Origin of the sequence: Paenibacillus sp. PK4536, from assembly GCF_028594455.2 — a bacterium.
Classification (GTDB): Bacteria; Bacillota; Bacilli; order Paenibacillales; family Paenibacillaceae; genus Saccharibacillus; species Saccharibacillus nuruki.
On sequence record NZ_CP126313.1, the window covers coordinates 2,369,721 to 2,389,304 of the forward strand.

11 protein-coding genes are annotated in these 19,584 nt (G+C 39.8%); 5 read left to right on the top strand and 6 right to left on the bottom strand.

The window, feature by feature from the left end:
• Positions 1–72: 72 nt before the first annotated feature.
• The 5 genes from PO903_RS10645 to PO903_RS10665 all read right to left on the bottom strand — a co-directional run bounded on the left by PO903_RS10645 (position 73) and on the right by PO903_RS10665 (position 9,286).
• Complete coding sequence (locus PO903_RS10645; RefSeq protein ID WP_273593392.1) at positions 73–1,890, bottom strand: ABC transporter ATP-binding protein; 1,818 nt, start codon at positions 1,888–1,890, stop codon at positions 73–75.
• Complete coding sequence (locus PO903_RS10650; RefSeq protein WP_137221061.1) at positions 1,887–3,626, bottom strand: ABC transporter ATP-binding protein; 1,740 nt, start codon at positions 3,624–3,626, stop codon at positions 1,887–1,889. Before PO903_RS10650 ends, PO903_RS10645 begins: the two co-directional genes overlap by 4 nt.
• 69 nt (positions 3,627–3,695) lie before the next feature.
• The gene (locus PO903_RS10655) at positions 3,696–4,814 is read right to left on the bottom strand and encodes a GNAT family N-acetyltransferase (RefSeq protein ID WP_069327836.1); all 1,119 of its coding nucleotides are present in this window, start codon (positions 4,812–4,814) and stop codon (positions 3,696–3,698) included.
• Between the two features lie 193 nt (positions 4,815–5,007).
• The gene (gene nasC, locus PO903_RS10660; protein WP_273593393.1) at positions 5,008–7,107 is read right to left on the bottom strand and encodes an assimilatory nitrate reductase catalytic subunit NasC; all 2,100 of its coding nucleotides are present in this window, start codon (positions 7,105–7,107) and stop codon (positions 5,008–5,010) included.
• The gene (locus tag PO903_RS10665) at positions 7,067–9,286 is read right to left on the bottom strand and encodes an FAD-dependent oxidoreductase (RefSeq protein WP_273593394.1); all 2,220 of its coding nucleotides are present in this window, start codon (positions 9,284–9,286) and stop codon (positions 7,067–7,069) included. The genes nasC and PO903_RS10665 overlap by 41 nt, the downstream gene beginning before the upstream one ends.
• Before the next feature lie 437 nt (positions 9,287–9,723).
• On the opposite strand from PO903_RS10665, the gene PO903_RS10670 reads away from it, so the two are divergent.
• Complete coding sequence (locus PO903_RS10670) at positions 9,724–10,944, top strand: nitrate/nitrite transporter (protein ID WP_273594644.1); 1,221 nt, start codon at positions 9,724–9,726, stop codon at positions 10,942–10,944.
• Between the two features lie 145 nt (positions 10,945–11,089).
• Here the strand turns inward: PO903_RS10670 and PO903_RS10675 are convergent, their stop codons facing one another.
• The gene (locus PO903_RS10675) at positions 11,090–12,703 is read right to left on the bottom strand and encodes a methyl-accepting chemotaxis protein (RefSeq protein ID WP_273593395.1); all 1,614 of its coding nucleotides are present in this window, start codon (positions 12,701–12,703) and stop codon (positions 11,090–11,092) included.
• Positions 12,704–12,996: 293 nt separating this feature from the next.
• Here PO903_RS10675 and PO903_RS10680 point away from each other — a divergent pair, with 293 nt between their 5' ends.
• The 4 genes from PO903_RS10680 to PO903_RS10695 all read left to right on the top strand — a co-directional run bounded on the left by PO903_RS10680 (position 12,997) and on the right by PO903_RS10695 (position 19,107).
• Complete coding sequence (locus PO903_RS10680) at positions 12,997–14,229, top strand: aminopeptidase (protein WP_273593396.1); 1,233 nt, start codon at positions 12,997–12,999, stop codon at positions 14,227–14,229.
• Positions 14,230–14,425: 196 nt separating this feature from the next.
• Positions 14,426–15,508 carry a response regulator gene (locus PO903_RS10685; protein WP_069327840.1) on the top strand — a complete coding sequence of 361 codons (1,083 nt, stop codon included), beginning with the start codon at positions 14,426–14,428 and terminating at the stop codon, positions 15,506–15,508.
• Between the two features lie 2 nt (positions 15,509–15,510).
• Positions 15,511–17,379, top strand: a complete 1,869-nt coding sequence (locus tag PO903_RS10690) for a cache domain-containing sensor histidine kinase (protein ID WP_273593397.1) — start codon at positions 15,511–15,513, stop codon at positions 17,377–17,379.
• A 213-nt stretch (positions 17,380–17,592) separates the two neighbouring features.
• Complete coding sequence (locus PO903_RS10695; protein WP_137221051.1) at positions 17,593–19,107, top strand: ABC transporter substrate-binding protein; 1,515 nt, start codon at positions 17,593–17,595, stop codon at positions 19,105–19,107.
• Positions 19,108–19,584: the final 477 nt, after the last annotated feature.

Genomic DNA, 19,584 nt, shown 5'->3' on the forward strand with positions numbered 1-19,584 from the left:
TTGGTGCATACGGGATCAGGTCAAGACAGACCTTAATCTTGTAGGAGTATGCAGCAAAGGGATTTATTTGTTTTAAGCTTGAATGACTTGCTGATTCGATTGTCTAGCATGAAGATATAATTTGGCATATGTTCCATGCTGAGCGACTAACTGAGCATGAGTTCCTTGCTCAATAATTTCGCCGTGTTCCATGACCAGAATACGATCGGCATGCATAATCGTAGATAGACGGTGAGCAATTACAATCGTTGTGCGTCCATGGGATACAGTATCTAGTGCTTGCTGAACCAACTGTTCGGTATGTGAATCTAGATTGGCTGTTGCTTCATCTAGAATCAATACTTTCGGACGGAACACTACAATACGGGCAAATGAAATCAATTGACGCTCACCTGCGGATAATCCACTTCCACGCTCGGATAGACGTGTATCATATTTTAGCGGTAATCGTGTAATCATTTCATGCGCACCTACAAATTTACAAGCTTCAATAACTTGTTCATCACTAATATGTGGTTGGAACATTCGTACATTATCTATAATCGAACCGGAAAATAAAAACGGTTCTTGTTGAATCAATCCGACTATTCGGTGCAAGGTTTCTTGTGGCATATGCCGTAGATCAATATCATCAATCGTCACAGAACCTTTATTCACATCGTAGAAACGGTTGAGTAGAGCAATCAATGTACTTTTACCAGCACCTGTTGTCCCAACAACCCCGATCATTTCGCCTGCTTGAATATGCAGATCTAGATGAGGAATCACCGTCTGATCTTGATCATAACCGAATGAAATATGATTGAAATCCACCTTGCCTTTGACTTTGTTTAGATCGACCATCACTGCTTGTTCAGGTGCAGGATCTTGAATCTGTGGTTGAAGTTTGAGAATGCGCCAGATCCGATCCATTGAGACAGTGGTCGATTGAAATGTATTCCATTGCATCGTAATCTGATTAATCGGTTGAAAAAACTGGCGAATATAACTGATAAAAGCGTATAAAACACCGACTTCAATCTGCTTATTAAATACAGCCATACCTCCAAGCCAGACCATTAATACGAGTGCAATATTGCCCAAAATATCAAAGGTACGGTTAAAAAATACATTGGATTTTAATTGTTCCACATTAGCTTGCCAGTAATCCGCATTGTATTCATTAAATCGTTTTTTCTGTTCTTTTTCTTGATGGAAAATCTGGATTAAGCCCATGCCCGATAAGTTTTCTGCTGTAAATCCGACTAACTTGGATAAGCGACTACGTGTATATTGATACACCTGTCGTAATTTGCCCCGGAACAAAATCGCTAGTGTGGCAATCACAGGTAACGTAATCATCGAATACCAGGCAAGTGTTGTATCCAGACGGAACATAAAGTAAATAATAAACACAAGCATCATACCATCACGAATCAGACTTAATAGTACTTGCGTGAAAAATTGGCTGATCGTCTCAGTATCACTCGATACATTGGTCACCAAGCCACCACTACTAGAGCGATCAAAGAAGCTCATCGGTAATTTGGTAATATGAGCGAATAGATCATTACGAATACTAGCCACAATATGTTGTCCTACATATTGCAACAGATTACTTTGTACATAAGAAAAGATAAAACTAACGACTGCAAGTCCAAGATAAATAGCCGCCATCCCTGTTAAAAAAGGTAAACCATTTTGTCCGGCAGCAATATGATCATCGATCACAATTTTGACCAGATACGGTTGTAACAGATCAGCCGCAATCGCCAGCATCGTGGCAAAGAAGATACCAACAAATGTCCAACGATGTGGACGAGCATACGCTAAAATGGCACGCAGTGCTTCATATCGGATCGGAGCGCTGGTGGATGTACTGGCTTTGGTCGTAGAAGATGTCTGGCTCATGCGCGCAACCCTTCTTCCTGTAATTGATACAAGGATGAATAGATGCCTTGTTGTTGCAACAATTGTTGATGGGTTCCTTGTTGTACAATCGTACCTTCGTCAAGCACGATAATCAGATCAGCATGTTTAACAGCACTGATTCGATGCGAAATAATCAAGTTCGTATATTGATCTCGTTCACGAATTAAGTTGTTCAATATTCCTGTTTCGGTTACAGCATCAACAGCACTCATACTATCATCCAGAATTAGAATCGGCCCTTTTTTGACCAATCCACGAGCAAGACTGGTACGTTGACGTTGTCCACCGGATAAAGTGATACCACGCTCACCTAATTTGGTATCGAACCCTTCTGGGAAATTAGAGATTGGCTCATAGATCATCGCTTGTCGTGCATGATCTTCTACTTTTTCAAGCGGTGTATTCCGATCACTGAACGCAATATTATCTCGAATCGTCGTGCTGAATAAAAATCCATCTTGAGGTACATAAGCGATGCGAGAACGTAGACTTTGCAGTGAAATTTGCCGAATATCAGTACCACCTAACCAGACCGTATTTTCAGGTGGATCGTAAAGGCGCAATAATAGCTTCACCAGTGTGCTTTTACCAGAACCTGTTTTGCCGACAATGCCTACCGTTTGTCCAGCTTCGATATGCAGGTTAATATCCGATAGGGCATAACGATCACTGCCCGGATAAGCAAATGATAAATGTTCGATTTTGAGATCAGGGGTAGAAGCGAGCGGTTGCGCATCAGGATGATCTTCGATATCAGGCTTTTCGGCAAGTAAACGATTTACTCGATCCAAAGAAGCACCTGAACGTTGCATCATATTGATCACGTTACCAATTTGTTGTAAAGGGCCTGACATAATGCGTAAATACAAAGTCAAAGCAATAAAGTTACCAATCGTAATCGTACCTTGAATCGTTAGATAACCTCCATATAGTAACGAAATAACTAACGACAATGCACCTAGAAAAGGGACAGCCGCTTGAAATAGAGATGACATTCGTACCAGATGCAACTGATTATCACGAATATGATTGACTGTTGTACCAAATCGCTGACGTGCCGTAGGTTCAATAGCAAAAGTCTTCGTCACTCGAATCCCGCTTAACTGTTCTTCTGCCGATTCTGTCATGACAGCTAACGATTCCTGTACATTTTGCGAGCGTTTGCGAATGCGTGGGCCAAAGTAAATCACTAGAAAAGGAATCCCCACCATCGGAACCACGCTCACCAGAATAAGATACAGTGGAATATGACTAAGTAACATCATCACAATACATGATAAAAATAGAAAGATAGCATTGGTGGTCATGGTCACACCATTCGAAATCGATTCACGTACCGAGTTCACATCATTGGTCATCGAGCTTAATAATTTACCTGTACCTTGTTTGGAAAAGTAATATTCACTTAGTGTAGAGAACTTGCTAAAAAGACTTTGACGCATTTCAAATTCGAATTTGCGTCCTAAGCGCATGACTGTGAATTGTCCAGCACCGAAAAAAAGATTATACATAATCCCAATTCCAGCTAATATCAGACTGTATTCAATAATCATTTGATACTGTATTCCACCATTCAGCAGAGCATCTGTAAATTGCCCCAGTACACGGGGAATTGCAGCTTGCCCGATATTAGACAGAATGATCAGACTGACAGCGAGTAGATAATATCGCCAATGCTTTTGGACATAATCAGTTAGAATACTCCGATCTTTCATATTTATATGTTCCTTCTTTCTTAAGCGGTATATCTTTTTACAACCCTTGAACTCTAATTGTTAAACAGTTCAGATAAAATATAATCCATATAGATAAGGTAAAGGGACAGTAGGGAAAGCCACATTCATCTTATGGGTAAGTGTAGCATCAGGATCAAAAAGCAGATCATACCATTCTTGCGCACTATTGAAAGGGTAAGAAGCAGATGGTGTATGTAGTGCATAACCATTGTCTAATTGAACTTTGATATCATGAGCATTCAAAAAGTCGTGCACACCCGTCTGTTCTAAAAGAAGATCATGATCTAATACCAGCAAGGTACCGCCATTTTTCTCAATACTTACAGGAATATTTGCTTTAAGAAATAGATCGATTAATGATTTGTCTTGCCACGGAATACGAACGGTAAGAGAAGAGAGCTGATAATGAGTGATCGCGTCTGCAAATAATGGATAGACCACTTCAGGATCACCACCATATTCAATCACACTACCGATTCGGGATGTTGCAGTATCTTCTTCATGTGGAATAGACAAAATCACAAAACCAGCGACCTGATGATCAGCCGTCTCTGCGACTCGAATATGTTGTTGCTGTTTGTTAATATTAGCCATCGGGTGAGCAGCAATAAACTGCTGTAAATCGCCAAGCCCCCAACGAATATGAGCATATTGTGCTTGAATATGATGAGCAACAGCAAAAATATCCTGTGGTAAAAGATCACGATAACTTAAATGCAAACTAGCATCTGGTAATGTGCTAAAGGAAGCTGTAGATAATTCAAATACACTGATTTGTCCAAAGGGTACGCTTCCTACACGTGTATATAATGAACGATCTCCTGATATAAATAACACTGAAGCTCCAGCTGAACGTGCATGTTGTCTACACAACTCTAATAGCTGTCCAGCTAATCCTTGCCCGCGATAATCAGGATGAGTGCAGACGGCCCCGATCGAATAGGCGGATACTGTATATGTACCGGATTGAATCTGTACCGGAACCATTCCCATAAAAGAAACCAATACACCTTCCGGTGTAAATGCACCATAAGAGTGACTTATACCTGTCTGAAAAAGAGCAGGGAAAGAGGACTCCATATATCGGTCTCCATCTGCGCAAAATACATCTTCTGCTAACAAAGCGGCTTGCTTCAGTTCATGTGTAAGAACACGTCTAATTTGCATATATTGCCCTCCTCGTGAGAATAATAGAGAAAAAAGTAAGCCGAATAAATGAAAGAATAAGTCGTTTACAGATAGTTCTAGCATACATTAGTTATAGAGCAAATACGATGGTTCACAAGGGCGATATATTGTAGAAATACAAAAATCTCCAAACCTGAATATATCAGATTTAGAGATTATGATCGTCTGTATATTATAGATAACGTAATGAAGCCGGGCGAATACATACAGCAGATACTTTGAAGCCTGGCATTTTACAATAAGCATCCAGTGTAGGGTCAGTAGCTTGATTTACATTTTGGGCACCACCCCAATGCATCGGGACGAATAATGTATCTTCACGAATATGATTTTTGATCCGGCAACGAATAGTAAATGAACCCCGAACCGAAGAGACTTCAACCCAATCGTTATCTTTAATATGATATCGCTTAGCAGTCTGAGAATGAATCTCCATAAAATTCTCTGGTTCGCGTGCTGTTAATGTAGCACTGCGTCGGGTCTGTACCCCTGTTAAATAATGCGCAAGCACACGTCCATTAGTCATCAGCAGAGGATAATCTGAAGAAATCGTATCTTTGGTTGCTACATTAGCAATCGATGTAAATACAGCACGACCATCTGCATGAGCAAACGAATCTGCAAACATCGTAGGTACACCTGAATGATCTAGCGAAGGACAAGGCCAGTATATTCCTTCTTCTGTACGTAGACGATCATAAGTAATACCGTAATAATCAGCAAGTCCGCCACGACTGGCTAACCTTAATTCATTAAAGATATCTTCCGCCTGTGCAAAATCAAAACCTGTATACTGACCAAGTGCTCGGGCTAACTCACATAGGATCTGCCAATCATGTTTACTTTCATATAAAATAGGGCGGGCTGCTTCTCGTAACAGTACCCGACCTTCTAAATTGGTTAATGTACCTGTATTTTCTAAATAGGCAGTAACAGGCAACACGATATCTGCTAATTGCGCAGTCTCTGATAGAAATAAGTCAGCTACAATCAACAAGTCTAACTTTTCTAATCCAGCACGTACCAGTGGAATATTAGGATTAGATACTATAGGATTGGAACCCATTACGAATAAAGTAGTGATCTGTTGTTGATCAATAAGTTCCATCATCTCGTAAGCAGATACTCCTTTATCTGGTAAATCTTCAGGGTCAATATTCCAGACAGAAGAGATATAAGCACGATCTGCTGGATTTTCAATAGAGCGATAGCCGGGTAATTGATCTGCTTTCTGTCCGTGTTCTCGTCCACCTTGCCCGTTGCCTTGTCCGGTAACGGCTCCATATCCACAACCAGGTTTACCAATTTTACCTGTTGCTAATACCAGATTTAGAAAATAACGGACAGCTAAATGCCCATCGGTCTGTTGTTCGACGCCACGAGCTGTAAAAATAATACCTGTACTTGCCTGAGCATAGACTTGGGCTGCTTGATAAATTAACGTCACAGGTACATCACAGATGCTAGCTGTCTGTTCTATATCAATATCGCGGACAAGCTCGGCTAACTCCTCATATCCGTTGGTACGCTTTTTAATAAATTCATGATCGATCCAATCTTGTTCTAACATGATTTTGAGCATGGTGTTAGCTAACAATGCATCTGTACCGGGGCGAATTTGCAAATGAATATCTGCTATGGTAGCCGTTGCAGTCACTCTGGGATCTATAACTATAATTTGTGCTCCATTTTCTTTGGCTTGGTTAAAATAAGGCATTAAGGTAGGCTGACATTCAGCAATATTAGTACCCGCCAGAATAATACATTTAGCTAACGGAATATCGGACAACTGACAGGTTAATCCACGATCGATCCCGAATGTTTTACTTCCAGCCGAAGCGGCGGCAGACATACAAAAACGTCCATTATAATCAATATATTTGGTACCTATCGCAACACGGGCGAATTTGCCTAATAGATACGCAGTCTCATTGGTGAGCGAACCTCCACCATAGATACCGATGGAATCTCGTCCGGATTGTTGAATAGACTGTTGCAGACGCTTGGCTATATAATCGTTCACTTCTTGCCATGAAGCACGTACAAGCTCTCCTTGACGACGAATAAGTGGATATTTCAATCGTTCACGGTTGAACACATGTTGATGAGCATTCATGCCTTTAATACATAGACGACCTTGTGAAGCCGCATTGGGTGTACCTTCTGCCTGATAAGTCATCAGAGGCAGAGTAGGATGTAATGTTGTAGATTCGGAGGAATGAAGAGTGATTTTACATTGTACGCTGCAAAAAGGACATTGCGTGTGCATCATAAGTTCCGCCTCCTTCACGGTCGTCATTCGAATGAGTGATCGCTTCATTGTAAAATAAAGATAAGACCTGTTCTCGCAGTGGAAGTATCCCTGTACGTTCCATCCAATGCCATAAAGGTTCGCTGTAATATGCATCATAACGATACAATTCCAGAGCAATATTCACTACGTACAGTACATCTGAGATATGTTCTACTGTGGTTAATAATGAAGATGCTTGAATAGGATCTGTAGCGCATCCTCCTATACTTATTTCCCAACCTGCTGGTGAATATAATATGCCGATGTCTTGTACTCGTACACTAACAGGGGAATAGATATCAAGGGCTATCGCTATATTGACTGTATGCGGTAGAGGCATCTGTTCTATAGTAGATTGCCATTGTCTGATCTGATGGATCTCATCATTAGAATCTGTAACCTGTTGACCAATAGCATCAGAAGAAAGTAAGTTCCGATCTAATAATAGCTGTGCATAAGGTAAGCGATAGGTATCTAGCTGCGCTACAGTATTCGCTGAATACAGATGCTGATAATAATGAATCGTTGTACGGCAAGTGCTACAATCATGATCGTGCAATATGAATGGAGATATCATCTCTGGATTATTGTTCCATATGTTATCTTTGATCTGTTCTTTAAGAGCAGTATGAGTTAACGATGTCGATAAACAGATAGGTACGGTATCAGGATACTCTGGAAGCTCTATTATTAAAAGAGGATCTATAGCCGTTGTTGGGTCTGCTTGTGCCTGATTACCTGCCAAGCTATAACGCACAAGGGATTCGACGATCGGACGACAACCTCCGCATGAGCCAGATGCTTTGGTATGTTGCTGAACTTCATCTGCTGTCTGCAATCCATGAGTCTGTATCGATTGCAAGATCGTCGCTTTAGTTACTGCATTGCAAGCACAGACTGTAGCGGTATGTTCTAATTTGGCAGTAGCTATATCGGTGGGGCTTTGTGATTGTTGTTCGCTTAATGTAGCCGTAGATTCCAATGGATGAAGATAGGACTCCACAGATGCACCTTGTTTGACCATTTCTAATAATGCAATGCCTTCTGCGGTATCTCCATATAAAATCGCCCCTGTAATTTTGCCTGCAACAGCACTCACTTTTTTGTATGTTTTGCGTACACCATCATATTGCTGAATAACAGGTTCACAATCAGGAGCGGTCGTATCACCGACTGAAAATACAGATACACCGGATATTTTTAACTGAGAATAAGGGATAGACCCTTGATAACGATAAGGACGTTGCTGACAAATATGCTGGGCAAGCACTTTACCTTGTTCATACAGTGGAGCGACTAAGCCGTAAGTGATGCCTTGATGTTCTGCACATTCGCCTACAGCATAAATATGTTCAATACTGGTCTGCATATAATCATTGACTACAATGCCACGCTTAACATGTAGCCCTGCATATTCGGCTAAGCGGATATGAGGACGTATACCAACAGCCAGTACAACCAGATCAGCCGCTAACTTATCTCCACTGGCAAAACGTAACCCTTGCGCACGCGTAGTTCCGGTAATCCGAGTCGTATTTTGGTTCAGATGAAATTTCATTCCTTGTTGTTCCAGTTCTTGTTGTAGCAATTGTGCAGAAAGTTGATCCAGTTGTCGATTCATCAAGTATGAAGCATTGTGAATAACATGAGCTTCCATCCCTAAATGAAGCAGACCACGCGCAGCCTCTAGACCGAGTAACCCCCCACCAATTACAGCCGCTTGACGATATTTCTGAGCATAAGTTTTCATTTGTTCGCAATCTTCAACGGTACGGAAAGAAATAACTCCTTTTTTATCAGAACCTTGAATAGGCGGAATAAACGGAATAGAACCTGTAGCAAAAATAAGGGTATCGTAAGTCTGTTGTAGACCTGAAGCAGTGGTCAGCGTGCGAGTATCGGGATCGACGTGGGTGACTGTTTCGTTAGTATATAAAGTGATCTGTTGTTGTTGATACCATGACCAATCATGCAAAATAATATGTTCAAATGTATGTTCACCCTGTAGTATTTTGGAAAGCAAAATACGATTATAATTGGGATGTTGTTCAGTACCAAAAATCGTAATTTCAAAATCATCAGGGGCTAACTTTAAAATCTCTTCGACACAGCGTACACCTGCCATGCCATTGCCGATAACTACTAATTGTTGTCGCATAACAAGTTCCTCCTTTGTCTCTATTTCAAAGGTGCATCGTTATTTACACAGAAAAAGCCCTTCTCCGTATTCTGGAAAAGGGCATCGTTGCCGTTACATCATCACACTCCATTGTGTGAAATCTTATAGATAAGAGTAATAGATCAATCTTTTAATGTCAATATAATTAACATAAAATAAAAATATTTAGAATTTGAGTTAATTATATTGACATATGAGTCAGTCGTTCATATAATTTGAATCAAATTCACATTTGTGATGACAGCCAATCGCACACCACTCATATTATTTATCTCATGGCACACAATGACGTGTACCATGTAACAACGGCAATGAAGCCGCAACTTGTCCTTTAGCAATATAAGGGCAAATTGCGGCTTTTTTTATGATTACCTATAGAAAAAATAAACACACTGTGGAGAGGATGATACACAATGATGGACAAAAAAAGTTTTTGGCAAAGCGGGCATAAGCCTACATTATTAGGTTCTTTTTTGTACTTTGATATCAGCTTTATGATCTGGGGGATGATTGGGCCGCTTAGTGTAATTATTGCGCTCGATTATCCGATGGATCCTGTACAAAAAGCACAGTTAGTCGCTTTACCGGTTCTAGGTGGTTCGATTTTACGCTTAGTCTTAGGATTCTTGTCTGATTATATTGGTCCCAAATTAACCGCACAGATCGGAATGATCTTAACATTGATTCCACTATTATTAGGCTGGCAATGGGTGCAATCTTTAGAGCAATTGTATGTTGTAGCGATATTGCTAGGGATAGCAGGCGCATCTTTTGCCGCTGCTTTACCACTTGCAGGGCAATGGTATCCTAAAGAACATCAAGGGCTTGCGATGGGGATAGCCGGGGCAGGGAATAGCGGAACCGTTATTGCTACTTTATTTGCTAATCGACTGGCTCAACATTTTGGAAGCTGGGAAATTGTATTTGGAATTGCCATGATTCCGATTATACTTGTTTTTATTTTCTTTACGATTTTTGCTAAAAACAGTCCTAACCGTCCTGAACCTAAAAAGCTATCTCAATATGCTACCGTACTTAAACAACGAGATGCATGGGTATTTTGTGCATTCTACTGTGTGACCTTTGGTGGGTTTGTAGGGCTTGCCAATTACTTAACGATTTTCTTTAATACTCAATATGGATTAACAGCCGTACAAGCGGCAGATATTGCTACTATTTGTGTGATAGCAGGAAGCTTTTTCCGTCCGGTAGGTGGTTTTCTGGCAGATCGTATCGGTGGAACCAAGATGTTGATGTATCTATATTCAGGTGCAGGCATCATGTTAGCATGTGTTTCGTTTTTACCACCACTTCCGGTAGTTGTCAGCTTACTCTTTGTCGGTATGATGTGTCTGGGGGCAGGGAATGGATCTGTGTTCCAATTAGTGCCTCAACGATTTGGAAATGAGATTGGTCTAATGACAGGGATTGTAGGTGCGGCAGGTGGATTAGGCGGATATGCATTACCTCTTATTTTGGGCAATCTATACAAAGCGACAGGCTCCTATACATTAGGATTTATTATGCTCAGTATTATTGTGTTATGTTGCCTTAGCTTGCTAGTGATTATGCAGATCAAATGGCGGACAAGCTGGTTAGACCATAACGTTACCAAAACAGCACGTCAGGTAAGCTAATCCTTATCACATCAGTACTTTTGAGCAGAGATTGATACTATTCATCATGCTAAATATGCACTGATAATGTTAAATATGCTATGAAAAAAGCACGATCTTATGACTCTATTGCAGAGGATAAGATTGTGCTTTTTGTGTGGATAGATTATCCGAGTACCGGTACTGTACGCATAGAAGATTGTTGTTCTGTAACTTGAGGAACAGAAGGACTTGAAGTAGTGGTTGGTTGAAGATTATGAACCAGTTGTCCAAGCTTATCGCTCATCTGATTCAGGTGATCTGCTTCTTCATTAACTAAGCGTGTATTCTCTAATTGTTGTTGCACAGTGAGATTGACTGCTTCATGACTTTGCATAGAGTCTTGAATAATATGGGTGACATAGCTCATCGATTGACCGATCTTTTCAGCTGATCCATTGAGTGATTGGGCTTGACTGGACATATGAGCAATTTGGAGATTGGTTTCTTCTGTCGCTGTTACAATCACTCCGAATGTGGAATGAGCTTGTGTAGCTGTTTTTAACATTTCCTGCATTTTGATGGCGCCACGTTCAGAGGATTGAATTGCTGACGTGGTAGACAAACTGAATTCGCTGATAATACTAGAGATCATTTTCAGAGCAGAGCTGGTTTCGAGAGATAACTTTTTCACTTCTTGAGCGACAACAGCGAAGCTTTGTCCATGCTCACCTGCACGAGCGGCTTCAATCGAAGCATTTAGTGCAAGCAAATTAGTCTGTTCTGCCAAATTCGCAATAATATCGACAAAGCGAGCAATCTCATACGATTGATCTGACATGGCATGAATACCGGAAGCCATATCATGAACATCGATTTGCAAAGAAGAGACTTGATCGGTAATCTGAGTTAGCGATTGTTGCCCTATTTGAGCACGTTCTAGTGTTGTTGTAGACGATTGATTGAGTTGTTCTAACGATGCCGCTATTTGATAAATAGCATCTGCAACCTGTATCAATTGTTGCTCACTGACCTGTTGTGAAGGTAATAATTCATCACTGGCTTGAGTACGAAGTAATTGTATAGCCTTAGCAATATGTTCTGATAATGACATCAAGGATTGAGAATGCAGACGTAACGATCCAGCAGATTGTTCCATATATTGCTCAGTATGCTGTAGATTGAACAGAGCTTCATGATTGCGTAAAGTAGCTTCATCATTTTGTGATTGTAATGCTTGAGTGGTATTCTTTTTGGCGACAATAATAAGAATAGCTGCGCCACTGGTTAGTAACAAAAAGATCGCATGAATAAGCAGTAAAGAAAAGGAATACGCATGTTCCCCGCATAGCAGTTCAGGGAATAAGAAAAAGCCAGCTAGATGATGAAAAGCAAAAATAGCAGTACTGAGTAATATCAAAGCAATCGAATCATAAAAGGCGATAAAAGCAACGACCATAAAAACAGAAAAGTGATATTCTACTAATCCATTACCTGCGGCAATTAGACCAATACTGCCTAAAGTAAGCACTAATGTATTGATAACAGGAAGATACGAATGATTCGGTTGACGACGGAATAACAAAGCAGACCATAGGAGTAGAGCAAGTGGAACCGCTAACAGAATATAGCGAAAGACAATGATATGCTCCATCGAAGAAGGAGTCGTAGAATTATGATCCATACCTGCCATTGTAGCTACAGGAATAATGTGAGTGTATTGATGTAGAGCAAATACAACAAAAGATAAAAGCACAGTAATCAAGCATAACATATTCATAACTTTGTTTTTCGCGTACATGTGTGGGACTCCTCTAAATTCAGATAAGGTGGATAATCAAAAGTTGATTAGGGTAAAAATAGTGTGGTTTGAGATGATAAAGAGTATAATAGATAGCGTTGATTCAAGATGAAAGGAATATATTTGCTAAGTATCTAAGGTATATATCGTCTATATCAACGCATTTTGTAATATTTAAACATGAAGAATTAATTAAGGTTTGATTGTATTGGATGCAAATTAATTGCTGTAATTGATTCTTGCATTACTTGTTCGTAACGTGATTAAAAAAAGATCATAAAGGGGCGAAGAAAATGAGTGAATTCAAATTAATGTTAGAAAAATATGCAGAACTTGTTGTTAAAGTCGGTGTGAATATTCAGCCAGGACAAGTACTGATCGTACAAGCGCCTTTAGAAACAGTCGACTTAACTCGTCTGATTGTTGGCAAAGCGTATGAAGCAGGGGCGAAGTATGTACAGGTCGATTGGGATGACGAACAGATTACTCGTATTCGTTATGAAAAAGCAACAGACGAGTCATTTGGCTATTATCCTCAATGGCATGCTGATATGTTGGAGAAATTCGCTGAAGAAGGCGGAGCGATTTTACATATTAAAGTGCCAGATCCTGAATTGTTCAAAGGAATCGATTCATGGAAAGTATCTACAGCTGTTAAAGCAGCAGCGATTGCTCGTGAAAATTATCAGGGATATACACGGAATAGCCGAATTAGCTGGTCATTGATCAAAGCCCCTACACAAGCTTGGGCGAATAAAGTATTTGCAGATTTGCCAGAAGAAGAACGTGTATCTGCGATGTGGGAAGCAGTATTCCAGATGAATCGTGTCGGTTCAGATAATCCGGTCGCCGCTTGGAGAGATCATATTGATCATTTGAAAAAAAGTCAGGATATTCTCAATGCTAAACGCTATAAAAGCTTACATTACCGTGCACCAGGCACCGATCTACACGTTGTCTTGCCAGAAGGTCATCTATGGCGTGGTGGCGGTGGCGAAAATGAAAAAGGCGTTTACTTTGTTGCCAATATGCCTACAGAAGAAGTGTACAGTATGCCTCACCGTACAGGCGTAAATGGAACGGTGAGAAGCACATTACCACTTAACTTGAACGGTCGTCTGGTTGAAGGAATCGAGCTTACATTTAAAGATGGCAAAGTGATTGATTATCAAGCGACATCAGGACGTGAACATTTAACTTCTCTTTTGGAAACAGATGAAGGTGCTTCTTATCTAGGAGAAATTGCGTTGGTTCCTTACGATTCACCCATTTCACATTTAAAACGAGTCTTTTACAATACCGGTATTGATGAAAATGCTTCTTGTCACTTTGCGCTAGGTAGTGCGTACCCGACCAATATTGAAGGAGGTACACAAATGACGAAAGAGCAACTACAAAGCAAAGGTGCAAATGTAAGCTTAACTCACGTAGACTTTATGGTAGGATCAGATCAACTGGATATTGACGGAGAATTAGCAGATGGAACGATCGAACCTGTATTTCGTCAAGGAAATTGGGCTTTCTAAGCCCTTTTTCTTTATCTTTTTTTAATATACAGATTTTTGATAGCGTTATCATTTTGAAAAAAAGAAAAATATAGTTCGAAAACAAGTGAAATTAGATGTAAGAAGACTTGTCATGAACTAAAGAATAACGGTAAGATAAGCGTAATTAATCGATCACGACACAATTTCACAATTTTCGACAGAAGGTGGCTGGGTGATGAAAGTATTACTTGTTGATGATGATGTCATAGTATCCCGCGGACTTCGTAATATTATTCCATGGCAAGAATTAGGAGCAGAAGTGATCGGAGAAGCTCGTAATGGCAAAGATGCTTTAGAAATTGCTTTGCGTCTGCATCCTGATCTGATTATTACCGATATCAAAATGCCTATTATGGATGGTCTGGAATTATGTTGTCGTATTCGTGAATTAATGACGGATACAGCAATCGTGTTACTCAGTGCTCATGAAGAATTTGATTATGCTCGTCAGGCGATGCAATACGGAGTAGATACGTATATCGTCAAGCCTATGGGACGCAAAGAAATCAGCCAATTAACCACTTATATTCAAGAAGTCTCCCGTCGCAAAAACGAAAAGCTACATCATTATTCTTCCCTTTTTAATCGTCAATTGGAACTGAACTGCTATGAAGCACTCAAAACAAGTAATCTGCTTTTTTTCAAAGAACTATTTGAACATGAATTAGCGTTATCCACAGCCAGTCATAATGAGATCAAAGAATTATGTATGCGTCTACTCAATATTTTATTTGATTTTTATCAAGGGGTAGGCGGAGATCGAGCGTCTACGTTATTACAATCCAAATCTGCACGTTTTGATGATCTCTATAATCTCAAAACCCGTCATGAAGCGATATCATTTACGTATGATCTGTTCCGTCAGGTCAATGAACTAGCCACCGAGAAGAAGGAAGATCGTCAGCATTCATTAGTGCAATATGTGAAGCAGTATGTACATGATAATATCTACAATGTAAATCTATCACTTGCTGATATTGCTTATCATATGGAGCGTTCACCTGCGTATCTCAGTGCAGTATTTAGTCAAAATACCGGTGTGAAATTAAATGTATATATTACGCAGAAACGCATCGATCAAGCCAGACAGTTGTTACTTGATCCGTCTTTGCCGATCTATAGTATTTCGGAAAAATTAGGCTTTCAAGATCCGCATTATTTTGCCCGTGTATTCAAAAAAGTAGAAAGTATTACACCTTCAGAATATCGAAATCTATATCTGAACCATAGTGTACGTGCTGATGCTGAGGTGAAATAATCGTGTTCAAAAACAAGTCGATGTCTTTCATCCCCAAAGCGAGCATTAAAATCAAAATTGCAGTTTTATTTATCGTGCTGATTACTTTATCTGCACTGTTGTCTAATGGAATACTGTACTTTGTATTTATGAACATTATGCGAGAACAACTGCTGGAAGATCAGCAGAATATTATGCTTCAAAGTCGCAGTAATGTGCAAAATGTAGAGAATAGCATCGATCAGGCGACATACTACTTTTCAACAGACAAAACGATAGCTGATATTCTTAACAAAGCGACATTTGATGATATCGAAAGTTATCGGGATCTTAATACAATCAATCAGCAATTTATCAAGTATCTGGATGTGCCGTTGAGTAATGTGGTCAGTACGTATTCAGCTACTTTTTTTGTCAAAAATACATTTCCTGTTGCCGCAGAATTACCTACGATCCAGTTAGAGCAGTTGAGTAAGTTACCCGGTGGAACAGGCTCTAATCGCTTTTTCAATTCAGATGAAGCGGAAAATGAAGAGTGGTTTAAGCGTACCGTTGAATTGAGCGGTACATTAAATATCTTTTATGCAAATGACGATCGTGACCGTGTTTATTTTGCCAAGCAAGTACGTAATCCCTTAATTCTCAATACCACTAATGAAATGGGTGTTATTGTGATTGCGATTGATACGTCTGAATTTGGTAAGCAGATTGAAGCGTCACGGTTGACACAGGGAACACAATTATTATTAGCAGATCAGAATAATCAAGTCTTGTATAGCAATAATCCTACTTTAAAAGGAATGGATATTAGCCGTACACCTGACTTAGCACCTGTGTTGCAGTATACGGATATCGGCGGAACCAGTGATCTTAAGTACAATCAGACACGCTATATTGCAGATACGTATCCGCTTAAATGGGGCTGGAATCTAATCGCCTTAATTCCTTATAGTGATATTACAGATCGACTGTCGATTATTTTCGATATTATCGTGGGAATTACAGTAGCTGTTATTGTAGCAGGAATAAGCTTTACTCTACTCTTGTCCAACAGTATTGCACGTCCGGTGATCAAATTAGCCAATGTAATGAGAAATATCAAAGATGGCTCGACAATGGATGTATTTATTGAGCCACCAGAGCAAGATGAAGTGGGTGTGTTATATCGTCAGTTCAATAATCTTATGAAACGGATCAATGGATTAGTAGACGATGTAATCGAAAGCGGCGAACGAGAACGACAAGCCGAAATGAAAGCTTTGCAAGCTCAGATCAATCCTCATTTTATATACAATACACTTGATTCGATTAACTGGATGGCGCTTAGTAAAAATGAAGATGATATTGTCACCATGGTATCTTCACTTGCTCATATTTTGAGATACAGTATTAAGCAACCCAATGAACAAGTTCCATTACGACAAGAGATCGAGCATGTGCAGAATTACGTCAATATTCAATCTCTTCGTTATGGCGATAATTTTCAAGTGAGTTATGATATAGAACCTGAACTATACGATTATCTATTGCCCAAATTTATTATTCAGCCCTTAATCGAAAATGCGATCCTACATGGAACAGAACAAATTACAGGTCAAGGTAAGATTGTATTACGCGCTTATACAGACGGTATCGTGGTACGCATTATTGTAGAAGATAATGGTCCAGGAACCGATACAGCATTGTTAAATGATTATTTGGATCGAGAGCAAGAAGTATTGCATAGCTCAGATGGAATCGGAATTAGTAATATTCATCAGCGAATTAAGTTGCATTATGAAGATAATATGTTCGGTTTACGCTTTTATTATACAGATAATGTAATGAAATCTGTCATCACTATTCCGTATAAAGTAAGTAAGAAAACGCTTACCGAAAAAATATCCACCTAATCTAAAGAAAATACGGTACACCTTTCTGACAGCCTGAAGGATAATAAAGATACAAAGTTTGAGCCATTCCAGAAGAAGAATTCTAAAGGAGTGGCTAAAGAATAATCCCTGTACGTTACCATTACAAAAAAGTACATATTATTCTTTAAACAACGGTTTAATAACATTATTTTGTAGTGAAGATGGATAAAGAACGAAAAAGGGGATGGGTCTATGTTACGCAAATCAAAAGCATGGTCTTTAAGTCTAGTCGTGATTATGATGTTATCTATTGTCTTGTCTGCCTGTGGTGGTTCCAAAGAAAGTAACGGAACAACAGCAGATGGTAAGCTCGCTCCTGTCGAATTGATCTTTTACAATTATGCAACGCCGATGAAAGGTCAAGATCGAGTGATGGAGAAAGTGAATGAATATCTGAAGCAGAAGATTAACGCTACGATCAAAGTAGTAACGATGGAAGGCAGTGACTTTGAAACCAAAGTACCTGTGATGTTGGCATCGGGTCAACCTATGGATATTGTATTTACAAGTTCATGGACCAATAACTATTTGTCCAACGTCTCCAAGCAAGCTTTCACACCCTTAACTCCACTACTGGATCAGTACGGACAAGATTTGAAAAAAACAATTCCTGATACCCTGTGGAAAGGGATGACTGTGAATAAAGAATTATATGCTGTACCGATCTACAAAGAAATCGGTCACCAAGTAGGCGTCTTATTCCGTAAAGACCTGGTCGATAAATATAAATTAAATGTAGCAGGTATTCAATCCTGGAAAGACATGGAGCCGATCTTACAGACTTTACATGAAAAAGATCCAAGTATTCTTGCTTTAGATGGTACAGAAGGAATGTATCGCTCTTTCCCTGTCCAACATATGTCTGGTGACTGGAACTTACCGGGTATCATCAATGTAGGCGACAAACCATATTATGCCCGTTCCGACGATAAAATTTTCAATCAATATGATACACCTGAATTTAAAGAGTTCGTGGAAACAGCTTACAAATGGAATCAAGCAGGCTATACACCTAAAGATGTCGATTACCAGAGCGAAAACGATTGGAAAGCAGGCAAAGTCTTTGCCGGTTCTCTACTATATGCTCCCAACTATGTCTACAAACGCAGTGCTCAATTAGGATATGAATTGGATTATCAAAATCTAGGTAAAGGCGTTGTGGAAACCAGTGATGTTCAAGGCGGCGCCTATGCGATCCCTCGTTCATCGAAAAATCCAGAACGTGCCATGATGTTCCTTAACTTGCTATACACTGATCCAACATTAGCTAACTTATTTGTACACGGTATTGAAGGACAAGATTATACCAAAGTCGATGATCAATTTATCAAGCCTGCAAAAGGTGTAGATGCCGCTAATCCAGATTATGACTACGGTTATGGTTGGATGTGGGGAAATGTGAATATGTTCTACTATGATCAATCGTATCCTAAAGATACGTTAGAACAATTCAAAAAGTTCGAAGACAATAACACCCCTGCACCAGCATTAGGATTTAACTTTGATACCACACCGGTACAGACCGAGATTGCTGCGATTAATAATGTGATTAGTGAATATTACAAACCACTAGTCACCGGAACCGTTAATCCAGATGAATACCTGCCTAAATTTATTCAGAAGTTAAAAGACGCTGGTGTAGATAATATGCTTGCTGAAATGCAAACTCAATACGACACATGGAAATCCCAACAAACCGGTTCCTAATTTCCAAAAGCACCACCAGCAATTCCATACCACACCAAAGGACGGAACCCCCATTCCGTCCTTTTCTTTTTAAACAAATCAAATAATAAATAAAATTTACAGGTATCCCACCTCAAGAACAGAAGTAGTTAATATAGCCAATTTTTTTAAAAGAAACCAAATATAATGCTAAGTCTAGATCACCATATTAAAACCAAACACTCATATTCTTAATTTCTACATCACTATCATCTTTACCATGCCCTACACTACCCACCCAAGTTGCTAGAAATAAAGGTGAGAAATTCGCACCTAGCACAGAGCGGAGGGGGAGGAGAGGCTATGAAAGAGCGAAGCGCTCGCCTTTGTAAAGAAATCCCGACCGCTAAACGGTTCATTCGGGGATTTCTTTACACCAGCGACGACAATAGCCACTCTTCCCCCGCAGCGGTGTACACCTAGACGTGCAGAAACTTTCCACTTTATTCCTACCCTGCA